This is a genomic window from Actinacidiphila cocklensis (assembly GCF_907177275.1).
Classification (GTDB): Bacteria; Actinomycetota; Actinomycetes; order Streptomycetales; family Streptomycetaceae; genus Actinacidiphila; species Actinacidiphila cocklensis.
Map to the genome: position 1 here is coordinate 86,141 of NZ_CAJSLV010000062.1, position 16,899 is coordinate 103,039.

Genomic DNA, 16,899 nt, shown 5'->3' on the forward strand with positions numbered 1-16,899 from the left:
CTGACTCCTTGATGAGGGAAGTGCCCGTTCGCCCTGGCCAGGCTGGCTGCCGGCCGCTGTCGTCCCTACGGGGCCGCTCGGGCTGGGCAGGAACGTAACAGCGATGTAATGCTTTGCGAAAGAGGCTGCAAGAAACTTTCCGCAAGATCCTTCATCCGTGATGCGCCCGTGACCCGGGCGTGTCGCCGACGGCCTGACCTCGGGCGAGTGCCGAGGCGGACCGTGCGGCCCGGGGAACGGAACTGCTTACAGAGTCTTGCTGCAACCGCCTCCTGAGGGATACGTTCCCGCTCAGCTCCGGCACCGACGCCGCAGCTGCGACCGGTTCATGCGCGTGGACCCGGGCGCGAGGCTGTCCCCAGCAAGGAGATCCGCCCGTGGCCCTGGAGTTCAGGCTGCCCGTTTTCAGGCGGCGCGCACGCGCCCGGAAGGCCGCCGCCGCCACCGCCTTCGCGGCGCTGGCCGCATTCGTCCAACCGGCCTACGCCCACGGCTCGCCGCAACCGCCGGCCGCGCCGTCCGACAAGGCGCTCGCCGGGCAGGCCGCACGGCACGACGACACCCGCGAGCAGTTCTACTTCGTGATGCCGGATCGGTTCGCCGACGGCGACAAGGGCAACGACCGCGGCGGCCTGACCGGCGGCCGGCTGAGCACCGGCTACGACCCCACGGACAAGGGCTTCTACCAGGGCGGCGACCTCAAGGGCCTCACGCAGAAGCTGGACTACATCAAGGGCCTGGGCACCACCGCGATCTGGATGGCGCCCATCTTCAAGAACCAGCCCGTCCAGGGCACCGGCGCCGACGCTTCCGCGGGCTACCACGGCTACTGGATCACCGACTTCACCCAGGTGGACCCGCACTTCGGCACCAACGACGACCTGAGGAAGCTGATATCCGCCGCCCACGCCAAGGGCATGAAGATCTTCTTCGACGTCATCACCAACCACACCGCCGACGTCGTCGGCAACACCGGCAATACCTACGGCTACCTGTCCAAGTGCGCCTTCCCCTACCTGTCGGGCGACGGCACCCCCTTCGACGACGACACCTACGCCGCCGGCGGCAAGGGCTTCCCGAAGGTCACCGCCGCGTCCTTCCCGCGCACCCCGACCGTGCCCGCGGACAAGGTGAACGCCAAGGTCCCGGCCTGGCTCAACGACCCGACGATGTACCACAACCGCGGCGACTCCACGTTCGCCGGCGAGAGCGCCGACCAGGGCGACTTCAGCGGCCTGGACGACCTGTGGACGCAGCGGCCCGAGGTCGTGCACGGCATGGAGCAGATCTACGAGAAGTGGGTCAGGGACTTCGCGATCGACGGCTTCCGCATCGACACCGTCAAGAACGTCGACCTGCCGTTCTGGACCCAGTGGGCGACCGCGCTGGACGCCTACGCGGCCCAGCACGGCCGGAAGAACTTCTTCATGTTCGGCGAGACCTACGACGCCGACCCGGCCGTCACCTCGCCCTACGTCACGCAGGGCCGGCTGGACGCGACCCTGGACTTCCCCTTCCAGGACGCCGCCCGCGGCTTCGCCTCGCAGGGCGCACCGCCGAGCAAGCTCGCCGGGGTCTACGGGCAGGACTACCGCTACACCACCGACAAGGCCAACGCGTACGAGCAGGTCACCTTCCTCGGCAACCACGACATGGGCCGCATCGGCGGCTTCCTCGCCCAGGACAACCCGGGCGCGAGCGACGCGGAACTGCTCAAGCGCGACGAGCTGGCCAACGCCGTGATGTTCCTCGGCCGCGGGAACCCCGTCGTCTACTACGGCGACGAGCAGGGCTTCACCGGCGCCCCCGGCGGCGACAAGAACGCCCGGCAGACGATGTTCGCCTCCCAGGTCGCCGACTACCTCGACGACGACGAGATCGGCACCGACCGCACCGCCGCCAGTGACGCCTACGACCCGCAGCACCCCCTCTACCGGGCGATCGACGCGCTCTCGCAGCTCACCAAGGACCACCCGGCGCTCCGCGACGGCGTGCAGACCGAGCGGTACACCGCCCCCGGCAGCGACCCCGGCGTCTACGCGTACTCCCGTACCGACGCCACCAGCCGCGACGACTACCTGGTCGCGATCAACAACGCCACCACCGCGCAGACCGTGACCGTACCGACCGGCAACGCGGCGGGCGCCGCCTACCGGGGGATCTACGGCAGCACCGCCACCGCCACCACCGCCGCGGACGGCACCCTCACCCTGGCCGTGCCGCCGCTCCAGGCCGTCGTGCTGCACGCGGCCGCACCGCTGCCCGCGCCCGCCACCGCGCCGCGGCTGACCCTGAGCCCGCCCGCGGCCGGCGCGACCGGCACCGTCGAGCTGTCCGCCGACGTCACCGGCGGTGGCCTGAACCGGGTCGTCTTCGCCGCCCAGGTCGGCAACGCCCCCTGGAAGGTGCTCGGTTCCGCCGACCACGCCCCCTACAAGGTCACGCAGGCCCTCGACCCGCAGACGGCTGCGGGAACACCCGTGCGCTACAAGGCCGTTGCGGTCTCCGCCGGCGGACGTACCGCCGCGGCGACCGCCGCCACCGTGACCGGCACCGCACCCGTCAGCGCCCCGCCGACCGCGATCAGCCACGACTACGCGATCGTCCACTACAAGCGCACCGACGCCGACTACACCGACTGGGGCCTCTACGCCTGGGGCGACATCGCCGACGGCGAGGCGACCACCTGGCCGGCCGGCCACCCCTTCACCGGACGCGACGCCTACGGCGCCTTCGCCTACGTGAAGCTCAAGCCGGGCGCGTCCGGCGTCGGCTTCATCGTGGTCGACAAGAACGGCGTCAAGGACACCGACGGCGACCGCACCATCGACCTCACCACGAGCGGCGAGGTGTGGATCACCCAGGGCAGCACGGCAGTCGCCACCAGCGCGCCGGACGGCGCCTACCCGCCGCAGGACACCGCGAAGGCCGTCCTGCACTACCGCCGAGCCGACAGTGACTACACCGGCTGGGGCCTGCACGTGTGGAACGGCGCCGCGAACCCCACCGACTGGTCCGCGCCGCTCCAGCCCACCCGCATCGACTCCTACGGCGCCGTCTACGAGGTGCCGCTCGCCGCCGGGGCGACCTCGCTCAGCTACATCCTGCACAACGGCGACACCAAGGACCTGCCCAGCGACCAGTCCCTCGACCTCACCGGCACCGGCCACGAGGTGTGGCTGCTCGGCGGCACCCCCGCCTACCTGCTGCCGCAGCCCCAGGGCAGCGGCGCCGACCTGGACCTGGGCAAGGCGCAGGCCCAGTGGATCGACCGCGACACCGTCGCCTGGCAGACCAGCGCGCCGTCCGCCTCCCAGCAGCTCGTCTACGCCCCCGACGGCGGCATCACCGTCAAGGACGGCGCACTGTCCAGTGAGGGCCACTGGCTGCGCCTGCAGAAGGCCGCCGGCGGCCTCACCGCCGCGCAGCTCGCCAAGTTCCCCCAGCTGAAGGGCTATACGGCCTTCACCGTCGACCCGCGCGACCGGGCCAGGGTGCCCGCCGCGCTGCGCGGGCAGCTCATCGCCACCCAACGGGCCGCTGGGGGTACCTCCCAGGCCGGAGGCTCTGGGGGAGGGGCACTGCTGGCCGCGACCGGGGTGCAGACGCAGGGCGTCCTCGACGACCTCTACTCCGGTGCCGCGCAAAAGGCCGTACTCGGACCGGTGTTCAGCCACGGCAGGCCGAGCCTGTCGGTGTGGGCGCCGACCGCCCACAGCGTCGCGGTGGAGATCGGCGGCCGCACCGTCCCGCTGAAGGAGAACCCGGCAAGCGGCGTCTGGTCGGTCACCGGCACCCCCGCGTGGACCGGGAAGCCCTACCTCTACGACGTGACCGTCTGGGCGCCCAGCGTGCAGAAACTCGTCGTCAACAAGGTCACCGACCCCTACTCGGTGGCGCTCACCGCCGACTCGAAGCAGAGCCTGCTGGTGGACCTGGACGACCCGAAGCTCGCCCCGAAGGGCTGGGCGGGGGAGCGCAAGCCGGCCGCCGTGCCGATGAGCCGGGCCGAGATCCAGGAGCTGCACGTCCGGGACTTCTCCGTCGCCGACACCACCGTCCCGGCCGCCGACCGCGGCAAGTACACGGCCTTCACCGACACCTCCTCGGCCGGCATGACCCACCTGCGCGACCTCGCGAAGGCCGGCGTCAACTACGTGCACCTGCTGCCCGTGTTCGACTTCGCGACCGTGCCGGAGAAGGTGGCCGACCAGACGACGCCGGACTGCGACCTGGCCTCGTACGCCCCGGCAAGTGACAAGCAGCAGGCCTGCGTCACCGCCCAGCAGGCCACCGACGCGTACAACTGGGGCTACGACCCCTACCACTTCACCGTGCCCGAGGGCTCGTACGCCCAGGACCCGGACGGCACCGGGCGCACGGTGGAGTTCCGGAAGATGGTGCAGGGGCTCAACACCGCCGGCCTGCGGGTCGTGATGGACGTCGTCTACAACCACACCTCCGCCGCGGGCCAGGCCGACACCTCCGTCCTGGACAAGATCGTGCCCGGCTACTACCAGCGCCTCATGCCGGACGGGTCGGTTGCCACGTCCACCTGCTGCGCGGGCACCGCGCCGGAGAACGCCATGATGGGCAAGCTCGTCGTGGACTCCCTCGTGACCTGGGCCAGGCAGTACAAGGTCGACGGCTTCCGCTTCGACCTCATGGGCCACCACCCCAAGGCCAACATCCTCGCCGTGCGCAAGGCGCTCGACGCGCTGACCCTCGCCAAGGACGGCGTCGACGGGAAGGGCATCATCCTCTACGGCGAGGGCTGGAACTTCGGCGAGGTCGCCGACAACGCCCGCTTCGTCCAGGCCACCCAGGCCAACATGGCCGGCACCGGCATCGCCACCTTCTCCGACCGGGCGCGCGACGCCGTACGCGGCGGCAGCCCCTTCGACGCCGACCCGGGCGTCCAGGGCTTCGCCTCCGGCCTCTACACCGACCCCAACTCCTCGACCGCGAACGGCACCCCGGCGGAGCAGAAGGCCCGCCTGCTGCACTACCAGGACCTCATCAAGGTCGGACTCACCGGCAACCTGCGGCAGTTCGGCTTCACCGACTCCGCGGGCAAGCAGGTCACCGGCGCCGAGATCGACTACAACGGCGCACCCGCCGGATACGCCGACGCCCCCGGTGACGCGCTCGCGTACGCCGACGCGCACGACAACGAGTCGCTCTACGACGCGCTGGCCTACAAGCTCCCGGCGGGCACCTCCGCCGCGGACCGGGCGCGTATGCAGGTGCTCGCCGAGGCCACCGCGGTGCTGTCCCAGGGTCCCGCCCTCGGCCAGGCGGGCTCCGACCTGCTGCGGTCCAAGTCCCTCGACCGCAACTCCTTCGACTCGGGGGACTGGTTCAACGCGATCCACTGGTCGTGCGGACAGGGCGACGGGATGGGGCGCGGGTTGCCGCCGGCGGCCGACAACCAGTCCAAGTGGCCCTACGCCACGCCCCTGTTGACGAACCCGGCCGCGGTGCCTTCGTGCGCCCAGATCGGCGGGGCGTCCGCCGCGTACCAGGACCTGCTGCGGATCCGCACCGCGGAGCCGGCCTTCCATCTGGCGACCTCCGGTCAGGTGCAGCGGGAACTGGCCTTCCCGCTGTCCGGGGCGTCCGAGACGCCGGGGGTCATCACGATGACCCTCGGTGACCTGGTGGTCGTCTTCAACGCGACGCCGCTCGCGCAGGCGCAGAGGGTTTCGGCGCTGGCCGGTACGGCGTACGGGCTGCACCCGGTGCAGGCCGCCGGGGCGGACCCGGTGGTGAAGACGGCGGCTTATGCCGCCGCGACCGGCACGTTCACCGTCCCGGGGCGGACGGTGGCGGTCTTCCTGCGGAAGTAGCTCCCCGGGGGCCACCCCTCGGGGTGGCCCCTTCCCCCTTCCGCGGGAAAGGCGGTCACCCACCGCAACGGGGCGATCACCTGGCCCCCGGAGGCGGGATCAGTTGCCCCCCAGGGGGCGGAGGGTGGCGCCGGACTTGAGGTGGGCGGTCAGGGTGGCGCGGGTGTCGCGGGGGGCGGGGACGGCCAGGGAGGAGCCGGAGACACTGGCGGTGACGCCGTTGCTGGAGGCGATGGACTGCACGTCACGGCTGCCCGCCGCCAGGAGGTACCAGTGGCCGGCGGGGGACCGCCACATCACCCCGCCCAAGACGTTCCGGCCGAAGCGGCTGCAGGCACTTCCGTCGGTCTGCCGACCGGCGAGCGTGCCGGGCGCCGTCGCCGGGGCGCTCGGGGGGACGAACTGGACGGTCGCGCGGCCCGGCCCGCGCCACGTGTCGGCCCGGTCGCAGGTCCACGCGGCCGACCCGGCGCCCTCGGGGAGCGGGGTGCGGGCGAACTGCCAGTCGTTGACCGACCGCACGCCCTGCCCGCGCAGTTCGCCCAGCCGGCAGGCGCCGTGCGCCCAGCTGTCCAGCGCCTCGGGACCGGTGGCCTCGCGCGGGGCGCGGGCGGTGTCGCCGGGAACGGGCGGCGGGGTGAAGGTCAGGTGCACGGGGCTGAGGTCGCCCAGGTCGGTGAGCAGGAAGGAGTGCTGCTCCACGACCCGGCTGGAGGACCGCAGCTGCAGCACCGGCCAGGTCGTCCCGCAGGCACCGGCGGCCGCCCCGGCCCCCGGCATGCGCACCGGGTCCGTCGTACCGTCCGCGGCCCTGTGCAGCGGCACCCCCTGCTTGTCGGGCTGCAGCAGGTCGCGGGTCTCGGAGCCGGCGACCCAGGGGGCGGTCAGGAAGCGGGTGTTGCCGTCGCCCCGGTCCACGACGACCGCCGCGGCCGTGGTGATGTCGGCGTCGGAGACCTGCGCGAAGTCCAGGGCCGCGGCGCCGCTGCCCCCGGTACGGGCCTGGGCGTAGCGGACCAGCCGCAGGCCGTCGTAGAAGATCACCACCGTGGCCGAGTCCACGTCCCCCGCGTAGAGCAGCTGCGGCGGCTGCGAGGGCGCCGTCCGCGGGGTGCCGGGGGTCGCGCTGACCTGCACGGACGGCCCCGGGTTCGCCCATGTCGCCAGGGCCTTGCCGAGCAGCGGGCGGTCGCCGGCGCGGTTGCCGCGGGCCGGCCAGGCGGTGAAGTCGAGCCGGGCGGTCGCGGCCCAGGCCTGCGGGGCCGCCCGGACCAGGGCGGCCGGGTCGATCGCCTGCTGGGCGCCCGCGGCGGAGCCGGGCGACCCGCCGGAGCGGCGCGGCTCGGGCGGGCCGCCGATCGCCGCCACCGCGAGGACCACCGCGGCGACCGCGACGGCCGCGCCGGTGAAGAGCCCGGTCCTGGCCCGCTGCCGCCGCCGCAACAGGTCGGTGGGCCGCACCTGGACCGTGCAGGGGTCGAACTCGCCCGCCGCCAGCAGCCGGTGGTCGCTCTCGATGGCCACCGCCGTCCGCACCGCACCCCGCGGGTCGTTGGCGCCCGCCTGCGTCAGCACGTCCCCGGCCGCCTGCTCGTCGAGGCCTTCCACGCCCAGCAGCGCGTAGGCGGCCCGCGCCGCCCCGGGCAGCGAGGCCAGCGCCCGGTCCAGGGCGAGTTCCGCGCTGCCGCCGGCCTGGGGGTACAGCCGCAGGCCCAGCACCTGCGGCAGCCCTGCCGCGGCCAGCGCGCTGCGCAACCGGCCGCGCCTGCGCCCCTGGGCGAGCGCCTGGCGCAGCACCTCGCGGCGCAGCGCCGCGTACGGCCCCTCGCCTCCCGTCGAGCCGAGCGCGACCCGCAGCGACCGCTGGGCGTGCCGGTGCGCGATGAGCACTCTGCGGTGCCGGCCGATCGTCGCGGGCAGCGCCAGGTATCCCAGCCGCACCAGCCGCGGGTAGTGCTCGATCAGAGCTGCCTCGGCCTCCGCGACCGGGACGCGCCGATGGGGCTTCTTCTTGGAATGAAACGGCGCGTGTGACGGTCGGCTCTTCACGTTCCGTCAAACGAGTGATGCCGGTGATAGTCACAGGCAAACAGCCCCAAACACCCCTGGAACAGCGGAAAGGCGCCCATCGTGACGACGGGCGCCTTTCACGACCGCGGGGAGGCGGTGTGCGGTGAGCTGCGGATCAGACCAGGCCGGCCTTCTCCAGCGCGGAACCGCAGGTGTCCACGATCAGCCGGGTGACGACGTAGGGGTCGACGTTGGCGTTCGGGCGGCGGTCCTCGATGTAGCCCTTCTGGTCCACCTCGACCTGCCACGGGATGCGGACCGACGCGCCGCGGTTGGAGACGCCGTAGCTGTACTCGTTCCACGGGGCGGTCTCGTGCGCACCGGTGAGGCGGCCCTCGACGCCGGCGCCGTAGTGCTTGATGTGCTCCAGCGGCTTGTCGTCGCGGCCCAGCGACTCGGCGGCCTCGATGATCGCCGCGTAGTTCTCGCGCATCGCCTTGGTGGAGAAGTTGGTGTGCGCGCCCGCGCCGTTCCAGTCGCCCTTGGCGGGCTTGGGGTCGAGCGTCGCGGAGATGCCGAAGTCCTCAGCGGTGCGGTAGAGCAGCCAGCGGGCGACCCACAGGTGGTCGGAGACCTCCAGCGGGCTGAGCGGGCCGACCTGGAACTCCCACTGGCCGGGCATGACCTCGGCGTTGATGCCGGAGATGCCGAGACCGGCGGCCAGGCAGTTCTCCAGGTGCTTCTCGACGACCGGGCGGCCGAAGATCTCGTCGGCGCCGACACCGCAGTAGTAGCCGCCCTGGGGGGCGGGGAAGCCGTTCTCCGGGAAGCCCAGCGGGCGCGAGCCCTGGAAGAAGGTGTACTCCTGCTCGATGCCGAACAGCGACTCCTGGTCGGCGAACTTCTCGGCGACCTCGCGCAGCGCGGCGCGGGTGTTGGACTCGTGCGGGGTGCCGTCGATGTTGAAGACCTCGCACATCACCAGGACGTCGTCACCGCCGCGGATCGGGTCGGGGAACGACGCGACCGGCTTGAGTACGCGGTCCGAGGCGTGGCCCTCGGCCTGGTTGGTGCTGGACCCGTCGAACCCCCAGATCGGAAGCTCCGCGCCGTCGGCCAGGATCCGCGTCTTCGAACGGAGCTTCGCGGTCGGCGTGGTGCCGTCTATCCAGATGTACTCAGCCTTGTAGGTCACGGTGACGCCATCCTTAACGAACGTGATCGCGGGGGTGCGGCCGAGCTGCGCTGATCGGACCGAAGGCAGCGTCGCAAGGATGGTTTTCCCGAGCGTTGCCCTTGTGTTAACGGGATGTAACCGAGCCGCCGGGGTGGCCGGGCGCGCATCGTGAGACGCGCCGCCCGCCGCGGACCTGCCGGGATAGGCTCCCGACCATGCCGCATACCACCGTGGAATACTCCGGAACGCTCGTAGAAGCCCTCGACCGGCCCGCGTTCGGCGCGGCCCTGCACGAGGCTCTGGTCACCGTCGCGGGCGGACGCGCCGGCGGTTGCAAGACCCGTTTCGTACGCCATGACGACCTCTTCATCGGCGACGGTTCCGCGCACCACGCGATGATCCACGTCGAGATAGCACTGCTATCCGGGCGCACCCCCGAGGTCAAGCGCGCGCTCACCGAGGCGGTGCTGGCCGCGCTGCGCGAACACACCGCGCCCACCCCGCAGTACGCGGTGCAGTTCTCCGTCGACCTGCGCGACCTGGACCGGGACGCGTACGTGGTCCACGAGAACCCGCGGACCGCGTCATGACCCTGCGGGTCGGGCTGCTGGGCACGGGGCCGTGGGCGCGGCTCGCGCACGGCCCGGCGCTCGCCGCGCACCCGGGCGTCGACTTCGCCGGGGTGTGGGGCCGCAGGCCGGAGGCCGCCGCCGAGGTCGCCGGCATGTTCGGGACCCGCGCTTACGCGGACGCCGACGAGCTGATCGCCGACGTCGACGCGGTGGCGATCGCCCTGCCGCCCGCCCTCCAGGCGCCGCTGGCCGCCCGCGCCGCCCGCGCCGGGCGGCACCTGCTGCTGGACAAGCCGCTGGCCGACACCGTCGAGGGCGCCCGCGAGGTGGTCGACGCGGTCGAGCGGGCCGGGGTGCGCTCGGTGGTCTTCTTCACCCTGCGCTTCGACGCGGCGGGCGCCGGGTGGATCGCCGCGCAGGCCGCGGCCGGCGGCTGGTTCACCGGCCGCGCCGACTGGTACGGCGCTGTCTTCGGCGGCGACGACAGCCCGTTCGCCGACTCGCCGTGGCGGCGCGAGAAGGGCGGCCTGTGGGATGTCGGCCCGCACGCGCTGTCCGTCCTGCTGCCGGTGCTCGGCGACGTCACCGCCGTCACGGCGGCCCGCGGCCCCGGCGACCTGGTGCATCTGACCCTGCGTCACGACAGCGGGGCGTCCAGCACCGCCGTGCTCACCCTCACCGCACCGCCGGCCGGCGCGGGGGTGGCCATCGAGTTCCGCGGCACGCACGGGGTCGCGACCTACCCCGACGGCCTCGACGTTCCCGCCAGGGACGCGTTCGCGCGGGCCGTCGACGCGCTCATCGGCGGCGAACCGCACGCGTGCGACGCCCGGTTCGGGCTGCGGGTCACCGAGATCCTCGCCGCGGCCGAGGAGTTGCTGGCGGGAGTTTGATCGTTTTCGCCCGGTTGGCGCCGGCCCCTTCCGGAGCCGGCGCAGGGTGTCTATGGTCGGAACATGAGTGCTCCTGACTGGTGGTCGATCGAGGTCATGGACGTCGAGGACGGCGCGGTGCACACCGCGACCGGGTGGCGCGACGCGTATGCGCACGGGCTGACCGAGTCGCTCATCACCAACGGCGCGGAGTCCTGGCAGTGGTTCGAGCACAGCTGGGGCGTGGTGCTCGAAGTCTCCTTCACGCGGGAGGAGTCGTGGGCCGGCTGGCTCGCCCTCCCCGGCACGCAGGCCGCGCTGGACGCGGTCCCCGACCCCGTACGCGGCCTGCTCGTCCACCGCGGCCACGGCGGCTCCTCCGGGGCGTACGTCCCGCGGACGCCCGGCAGCGACCCGTACACCGAGCGGGTCTCCCTGCCCGAGCCGCTCGTTCCCTGACCGGGACCAGGACCGGGACCAGTACCGGGACCAGGACCGGGACCAGTACCGGCCGGCCCCGTGCCGGGCGTCAGGCCAGGCCGTCCCAGCCCCAGTGCGGGGCCGGGCCGGGGTCGCCGAGCGTGGTGCCGGGCTGCGATACCGACGCGGCGATCCGGGTGCCCCACTCGATGTACTCGCCGAAGCGCCGCTGCAGCAGCTCGTCGTCCGGCAGCTCCTTCGCCGCGGTCCGCAGCATGACCTCGACCCACCGCGCCCGCTGCTCCTCGGTGATGCGCAGGTCCAAGTGGCTGGTGAGCAGCGCCTGGTGGCCGCCGAGCCGCTCGGTGTATCCCGCGGGGCCGCCGAAGACCTCCGACAGCCACACCACGACGTGGTCGATGTGCGTCGGGGTGAAGTGCGCGAAGACCGGTTCGAGTACCGGATCGACCAGCACCTGCGCGTAGAAGGCCTCGATCAGCCGCCGCAGCGCCGCCTCGCCGCCGAGGGCGTCGTAGAAGGTCTCGTCGTGGTCGGTCACGCGTACTCCTCGGGTCGGACGTCTGGACCCCACCCTCCCCCTCACCGGCGGCCGGCGTCGAAGGATTTCGCCCCCGGCACACCGAACGGAGCAGTGCATTCCGGGAAGAAAGCCGGCCGTCGGCAGCTTGTAGCGCTCATGAAGGCGATCACTTACAAGACCAGCGGCGCTTCCGACGTCATGGCGCTGACCGACCGGCCGGTCCCCACACCGGGGGAGGGCGAGGTGCGGGTCGCGGTGAGGGTGTCGGGCGTGAACCCGACCGACTGGAAGGCCCGGCAGGGCGGCACCCCGCACGGCGAGCAGGTGCCGAACCAGGACGGCTCCGGCGTGATCGACGCGGTCGGCCCCGGCGTGCCCGAGGCCAGGATCGGCGAGCGGGTGTGGCTGTGGGAGGCCGCGTGGGGCCGCGCCGACGGCACCGCGCAGGAGTACGTGACGCTGCCGGCGCGGCAGGCCGTGGCGCTGCCCGGGCACGCGTCGTTCGACCTGGGCGCGAGCCTGGGCATCCCGGCGCTGACCGCCCACCGCACGCTGACCGTCGCCGACGGCGGCCCGTCCCGCCTGGCGCCCGGCGCGCTGGCCGGCCGTACGGTGCTGGTCGCGGGCGGCGCCGGCGCGGTCGGCAACGCGGCGATCCAGCTGGCCCGCTGGGCGGGCGCCACCGTGATCACGACGGTCAGCGGCCCCGCTAAGGGCGAGCTGGCCAAGGCGGCCGGCGCGCAGCACGTCGTCGACTACCGGGCGCAGGACGCGGCCGCCGAGATCCGCAGGATCGCCCCCGGCGGGGTGGACATCGTCGTCGAGGTCGCGCCCGCGGCGAACGCGGCGCTGGACGAGGCGGTGACCGCGCCGGACGCGGTCGTGGCCTTCTACGCCGACGACTCGGCGTCCTTCTCCGTCCCCGCCCGGCCGTCGATGTTCGCCAACCTGCGCTGGCAGGGCGTGCTGGTCTACACCGTCCCCGCCGCCGCCAAGGACGACGCCGTCGCAGCGGTCTCCGCGGCCGTGGCGGACGGCGCGATCCGGGTCGGCGAGTCCGCGGGCCTGCCGCTGCACCGCTTCCCGCTGCCGCGCACCGCCGAGGCCCACGACGCCGTCCAGCAGGCCGTGGTCGGCAAGGTCCTGATCGACGTCGCCGGCTGACGCCGACGGGCCGCCCCGGCAAGGGGCGGCCCGCGGAAGGGGATCAGGAGTAGAGGGCCTTCGCGGCGGCGGCCGCCGCGTCCTCGACCTTGTCGATGCCCGACTTCTCGGACTTGTTGCCCGAGGAGAGCACGCAGACCAGCAGCGTGTGGCCCTTGTAGTCGACCTCGCCGATGCTGTTGATGTCCCACAGCCCGGTGGCGCTGCGCTGCAGCCAGCCGTTCTTCAGCGCGAAGCCGCTGCCGTCCTCGTCGGCCGCTGACACGCCCCACTGCTGGCCCTTGGTGACCGTGTGCATCAGGCCCTTGATGTACGTCCGGGACGCCGCCGACAGCGGTGAGTCGTCGCCGAAGACCACCCGCAGCAGCGCCTGCTGGTCGGCCGTGGTGGTCTGGGTCAGACCCCACAGGTCCGCCGAGCCGCCCTGGGTGTGGTCCATGCCGAAGGTGTGGTTGGCCGCGTCGAGCCCGGTCCTGCGGTTGACGGCGTTCCACAGCGCGGTCGCCGCGTTGTTGTCGCTCTGCTGGATCATCACCGTGGCCTGCGACTTCTCCGTCGAGGTCATGGTGGTGCCGGCCTTCTGGTGCCGCAGCAGCAGGGTGGCCAGGATGTCGACCTTGACGATGCTCGCCGTGTCGTAGGTGGCGGAGCCGTCCGCGTACGAGGCGCCGGTGCCGCTGTCGCCCAGGTCGGTCACCGCGACCGACAGCCGTCCCTTGCTGCTCGCCGACAGGGCCTTGATCGACGTGGCGAGCCGGGTCTTGGCGTCGCCCGCCGCCGTCGTCGGCGGCTTCGACGGGGTGGTGGGCGCGCTCGTGGTGGGCGGTGCGGTGGTGGCCGGGGTCGTGCTCGCGGGGGGAGTACTGCCGGCCGCGTCCTGGCCCTTGGCGTCACTGGTCGCGGCGGAGTCGGTGCGGGCCTTGGCCGAGGGCGACCGGTTGATGATCACCAGGGTGATCAGCCCGATCGTGGCCAGTACGGCCGCCGACACGACCGCCGGGCGCCTCCACCAGGACGGTTTTCGCCGTCGCCGGTGGGAACGGGAGCGCGTCGAGCCGCGCCCACCGCCCGGTGGTCCTGAAACATGCGTCATGCACCAGACCGTAAGAGCGGAATATTTCATTCTCCTAAGATTTTCGTACCGAATTGGCTGAGCGAGGTTTTTCCGCAGGCCAGGACGTCAGGTGGACATGAACGCTTCTTGCGTGGTTTCTGTCAAATATTTCGCCTGATGCGCGATCTATTGCGGACGCGTGACCTCGTCGTTACGATCCCCGCACCAGACTTCCGGTCCGCTGCCGTAGACCGATCGGCCGTGTGACGGCGGGAGTTGACAGCCGATCGGAGGAGTTCCAGATGGGTGTCACACGCCGGGCGCTACTGCAGGCCGCGATTGCGGTGTCTGCAACGGGGGCGGTGGGAGTTGCGCAGACCGCGCTCTCCGGCAGCGCTTTTGCCGCGAGTTCTGCGGGTGATGTTGTGGGCAAGATCACGGTGGGGTATCAGGGCTGGTTTGCGTGTATTGGTGATGGTGCGCCCATCAACGCGTGGTGGCACTGGAGTCAGAACGCGGGCCAGGCTCCGTCGCCGTCGAACACCGGGATCGTGGCGTGGCCGGACGTGCGGGACTACGCGACGACGTATCCGACCGGTTACGCGGCGCTTGGAGGCGGCCAGCCCGCGTCGCTGTTCTCGTCGTACGACCAGCAGACGGTGGACACCCACTTCCTGTGGATGCAGCAGAACAACATCGACACCGCGGCCCTGCAGCGGTTCAACCCCACCGGCGGTGAGGGGCCGACCCGCGACGCGATGACGGCGAAGGTCCGCAGCGCCGCGGAGTCGCACGGGCGGAAGTTCTACATCATGTACGACGTGTCCGACTGGACGAACATGCAGTCGGACATCAAGGCCGACTGGACGAACAAGATGAAGGCCTACACCGCCTCACCGGCGTACGCGGTGCAGAACGGCAAGCCGGTGGTGTGCATCTGGGGCTTCGGCTTCAACGACAACCAGCGCCCCTTCTCCGCGGCCGCGTGCCTGGACGTCGTCAACTGGTTCAAGGCGCAGGGCTGCTACGTCATCGGCGGGGTCCCCACCTGGTGGCGCACCGGCGACCGGGACTCGCGCCCCGGCTTCTCCGACGTCTACCACGCCTTCCACATGCTCAGCCCGTGGCTGGTCGGCCGGATCGGCAACGTCGGTGACGCCGACAACTTCTACAACGTCGCCACCGTCCCCGACGTCGCCGAATGCGCCGCCCACGGCATCGACTACCAGCCCTGCGTCCTGCCCGGCTCCGTCACCGGCCGCCAGCGCGCCCACGGCGACTTCATGTGGCGGCAGTTCTACCACATGTGCCGCGCCGGAGTGCAGGGCATCTACATCTCCATGTTCGACGAGTACAACGAAGGCAACCAGATCGCCAAGACCGCCGAATCCCAGGCCTTCGTCCCCACCAACTCCGGCTTCCTCGCCCTCGACGAGGACGGCACCGCCTGCTCCTCCGACTACTACCTCCGCCTCACCGGCGACGGCGGCCGCATGCTCAAAGGCCAGATCGCGCTGACCGCCACCCGCCCCACCCAGCCGGTCGTCAGCGGCGGCGGCGACACCGTACCGCCCACCGCCCCCGGCTCCCTGCACTCCACCGGGCACAGCGACACCACCGTCGCCCTGGCCTGGACCGCGGCCACCGACAACGTCGGCGTCACCGGCTACCGGGTGCGCCTGATCAGCGGCGGCACCGGCACCCAGGCCGGCACCACCTCGGGCACCTCCTTCACCGTCACCGGCCTGACCGCGCAGACCGCCTACACCTTCGACGTGCTCGCGCTCGACGCGGCCGGCGGTGTGTCGCAGCCCTCCAACCAGCTCACCGTCACCACCGACGCGACCTCGTCCACCACGGACCTGGCCCTGCACAAGCCGACCTCGGAGAGCAGCCACACCCAGACCTACGGCTCGGGCAACGCCGTCGACGGCGACCAGAACTCCTACTGGGAGAGCGCCAACAACGCCTTCCCGCAGTGGCTCCAGGTCGACCTGGGCAGCGCGACCACCGTCAAGCGGGTCGTCGTCGACCTGCCGCCGGCCGCCGCGTGGGCCACCCGCAGCCAGACCATCGCCGTCCAGGGCAGCACCGACGGCGGCACCTTCAGCACCCTGCTGGCCGCCGCCGCCCGCACCTTCGACCCGGCGACCGGCAACACCGCGACGCTCACCCTGCCCAGCGCCGCCACCGCCCGCTACGTCCGGCTGGTCTTCACCGCCAACACCGGCTGGCCCGCGGGCCAGGCGTCCGGGCTGCACGTCTTCAACGCCTGACCCGCACCCCGCACAGCGGCGGTACGGCCGAGACGCCATCCCCCGGCCGTACCGCCGCCCGCACGCGCGCGCTCAGCGCAGGATGCCCGCCGCCCTCGCGGCCTTCAGCCAGGACGGGAACTCGGTGAGGATGCGGTCGTACAGCTCGGCGTCCGACAGCGTGGCGATGTCGTCCACGGCGAAGAAGCCCACGTTGTCGACCCGCCGGCCGCCCATCGTGTCGAAGCGTTCGAGGATGCCGTAGTTGGAGTGGCCCAGGCCCACGAACTGCCAGAAGATCGGCTCCTCCACCGCCGCCCGCAGCTGCTGCTCGATCTCCGCGTTGCGGTGCACACCGCCGTCGGAGAAGAACAGCACGAAGGTCGGGTCCTGCGACGGCGCCGACCGGACGAAGTCCCGCACCTGCGCGATGACCTTCTGCTCCTCGTTCTGGATGCCGACCGCCCGCATGTCGACCTGGCCGGGCTGCAGCCCGCGCGGCGCCTTCTTGCGGCGGCCGAACAGCACCAGCTCGCCGATCCGCACATGCAGCGCGATCCAGCCGGGCAGTTCGCCCAGGGTCAGCTCCGGCAGCCGGGCCGGGTTGCTGGCGAAGGTCCACGCCTGCATCGTGCCGTCACTGCTCAACTGCGCGGCGACCGCCGCCATCCGCTCCACCACGCCGGCGACCACACCGCCCGCGTACAGCTTCGCCATCGACCCCGACGCGTCGAGCACCAGCACGATACGGGCGGTGGCGCCCTCCGCCCCGTGCTTGCGCAAGCTCACCGCGACCTGCTCCTTGCGCAGCGACAGCCGCTTGCGCATGTCGACCGGCAGGTTCTCCTCGCCCTTGACCATGCGGGGCGCGCCGGCCGGCGCGGGGGCGCCGTACGCGGTGCCGTAGTTCGTGCCGGGCGGGGGCGGCAGCGGTGCCGCGGGTCCGGTCGGCGCGGGCGGCGGCAGCGGTGCCGCGGGTCCGGTC

The 16,899-nt window shown here is 72.3% G+C and carries 11 protein-coding genes; 6 read left to right on the plus strand and 5 right to left on the minus strand.

Annotated features, from left to right (window positions below; genetic code table 11):
* Positions 1–377 precede the first annotated feature (377 nt).
* The gene (gene pulA, locus NFU81_RS22325) at positions 378–5,849 is read left to right on the plus strand and encodes a pullulanase-type alpha-1,6-glucosidase (RefSeq protein ID WP_422665257.1); all 5,472 of its coding nucleotides are present in this window, start codon (positions 378–380) and stop codon (positions 5,847–5,849) included.
* A gap of 99 nt (positions 5,850–5,948) precedes the next feature.
* Here pulA and NFU81_RS22330 read toward each other — a convergent pair whose 3' ends face one another.
* The gene (locus NFU81_RS22330; protein ID WP_251492642.1) at positions 5,949–7,790 is read right to left on the minus strand and encodes a hypothetical protein; all 1,842 of its coding nucleotides are present in this window, start codon (positions 7,788–7,790) and stop codon (positions 5,949–5,951) included.
* Between the two features lie 244 nt (positions 7,791–8,034).
* Positions 8,035–9,054 carry a glutamine synthetase gene (gene glnII, locus NFU81_RS22335; protein ID WP_251492644.1) on the minus strand — a complete coding sequence of 340 codons (1,020 nt, stop codon included), beginning with the start codon at positions 9,052–9,054 and terminating at the stop codon, positions 8,035–8,037.
* A gap of 197 nt (positions 9,055–9,251) precedes the next feature.
* Between glnII and NFU81_RS22340 the strand changes: the two genes are divergently transcribed.
* The 3 genes from NFU81_RS22340 (at position 9,252) to NFU81_RS22350 (ending at position 10,939) form a co-directional block, all read left to right on the plus strand.
* Entirely contained in the window at positions 9,252–9,626 is a 375-nt protein-coding gene (locus NFU81_RS22340) for a 5-carboxymethyl-2-hydroxymuconate Delta-isomerase (RefSeq protein ID WP_251492646.1), read from the plus strand.
* Between the two features lie 2 nt (positions 9,627–9,628).
* Positions 9,629–10,501, plus strand: a complete 873-nt coding sequence (locus NFU81_RS22345) for a Gfo/Idh/MocA family protein (protein ID WP_251492679.1) — start codon at positions 9,629–9,631, stop codon at positions 10,499–10,501.
* Between the two features lie 63 nt (positions 10,502–10,564).
* A complete protein-coding gene (locus tag NFU81_RS22350) occupies positions 10,565–10,939 on the plus strand; it encodes a hypothetical protein (RefSeq protein ID WP_251492647.1) in 375 nt (124 codons plus the stop codon).
* Between the two features lie 70 nt (positions 10,940–11,009).
* Here the strand turns inward: NFU81_RS22350 and NFU81_RS22355 are convergent, their stop codons facing one another.
* Positions 11,010–11,459: a group II truncated hemoglobin gene (locus tag NFU81_RS22355; RefSeq protein WP_251492649.1), complete on the minus strand. Its 450-nt coding sequence runs from the start codon at positions 11,457–11,459 to the stop codon at positions 11,010–11,012.
* 138 nt (positions 11,460–11,597) lie between these two features.
* On the opposite strand from NFU81_RS22355, the gene NFU81_RS22360 reads away from it, so the two are divergent.
* Positions 11,598–12,605, plus strand: coding sequence for an NADPH:quinone reductase (locus NFU81_RS22360; RefSeq protein ID WP_251492651.1), 1,008 nt, complete (start codon positions 11,598–11,600; stop codon positions 12,603–12,605).
* A gap of 43 nt (positions 12,606–12,648) precedes the next feature.
* Here the strand turns inward: NFU81_RS22360 and NFU81_RS22365 are convergent, their stop codons facing one another.
* The gene (locus NFU81_RS22365) at positions 12,649–13,596 is read right to left on the minus strand and encodes a class A beta-lactamase-related serine hydrolase (RefSeq protein ID WP_251492653.1); all 948 of its coding nucleotides are present in this window, start codon (positions 13,594–13,596) and stop codon (positions 12,649–12,651) included.
* 365 nt (positions 13,597–13,961) lie between these two features.
* Between NFU81_RS22365 and NFU81_RS22370 the strand changes: the two genes are divergently transcribed.
* Positions 13,962–15,935, plus strand: a complete 1,974-nt coding sequence (locus tag NFU81_RS22370; RefSeq protein ID WP_251492655.1) for a galactose-binding domain-containing protein — start codon at positions 13,962–13,964, stop codon at positions 15,933–15,935.
* 72 nt (positions 15,936–16,007) lie between these two features.
* Here NFU81_RS22370 and NFU81_RS22375 read toward each other — a convergent pair.
* Positions 16,008–16,899 (minus strand): vWA domain-containing protein (locus tag NFU81_RS22375; RefSeq protein ID WP_251492657.1); only part of this gene is annotated, 892 nt, incomplete at its 5' end.

Coding starts and splice junctions, on each gene's coding strand:
- NFU81_RS22360 (WP_251492651.1), top strand. CDS start 11,598: ATGAAGGCGATCACTTACAAGACCAGCGGCGCTTCCGACGTCATGGCG.
- NFU81_RS22340 (WP_251492646.1), top strand. CDS start 9,252: ATGCCGCATACCACCGTGGAATACTCCGGAACGCTCGTAGAAGCCCTC.
- NFU81_RS22350 (WP_251492647.1), top strand. CDS start 10,565: ATGAGTGCTCCTGACTGGTGGTCGATCGAGGTCATGGACGTCGAGGAC.
- NFU81_RS22370 (WP_251492655.1), top strand. CDS start 13,962: ATGGGTGTCACACGCCGGGCGCTACTGCAGGCCGCGATTGCGGTGTCT.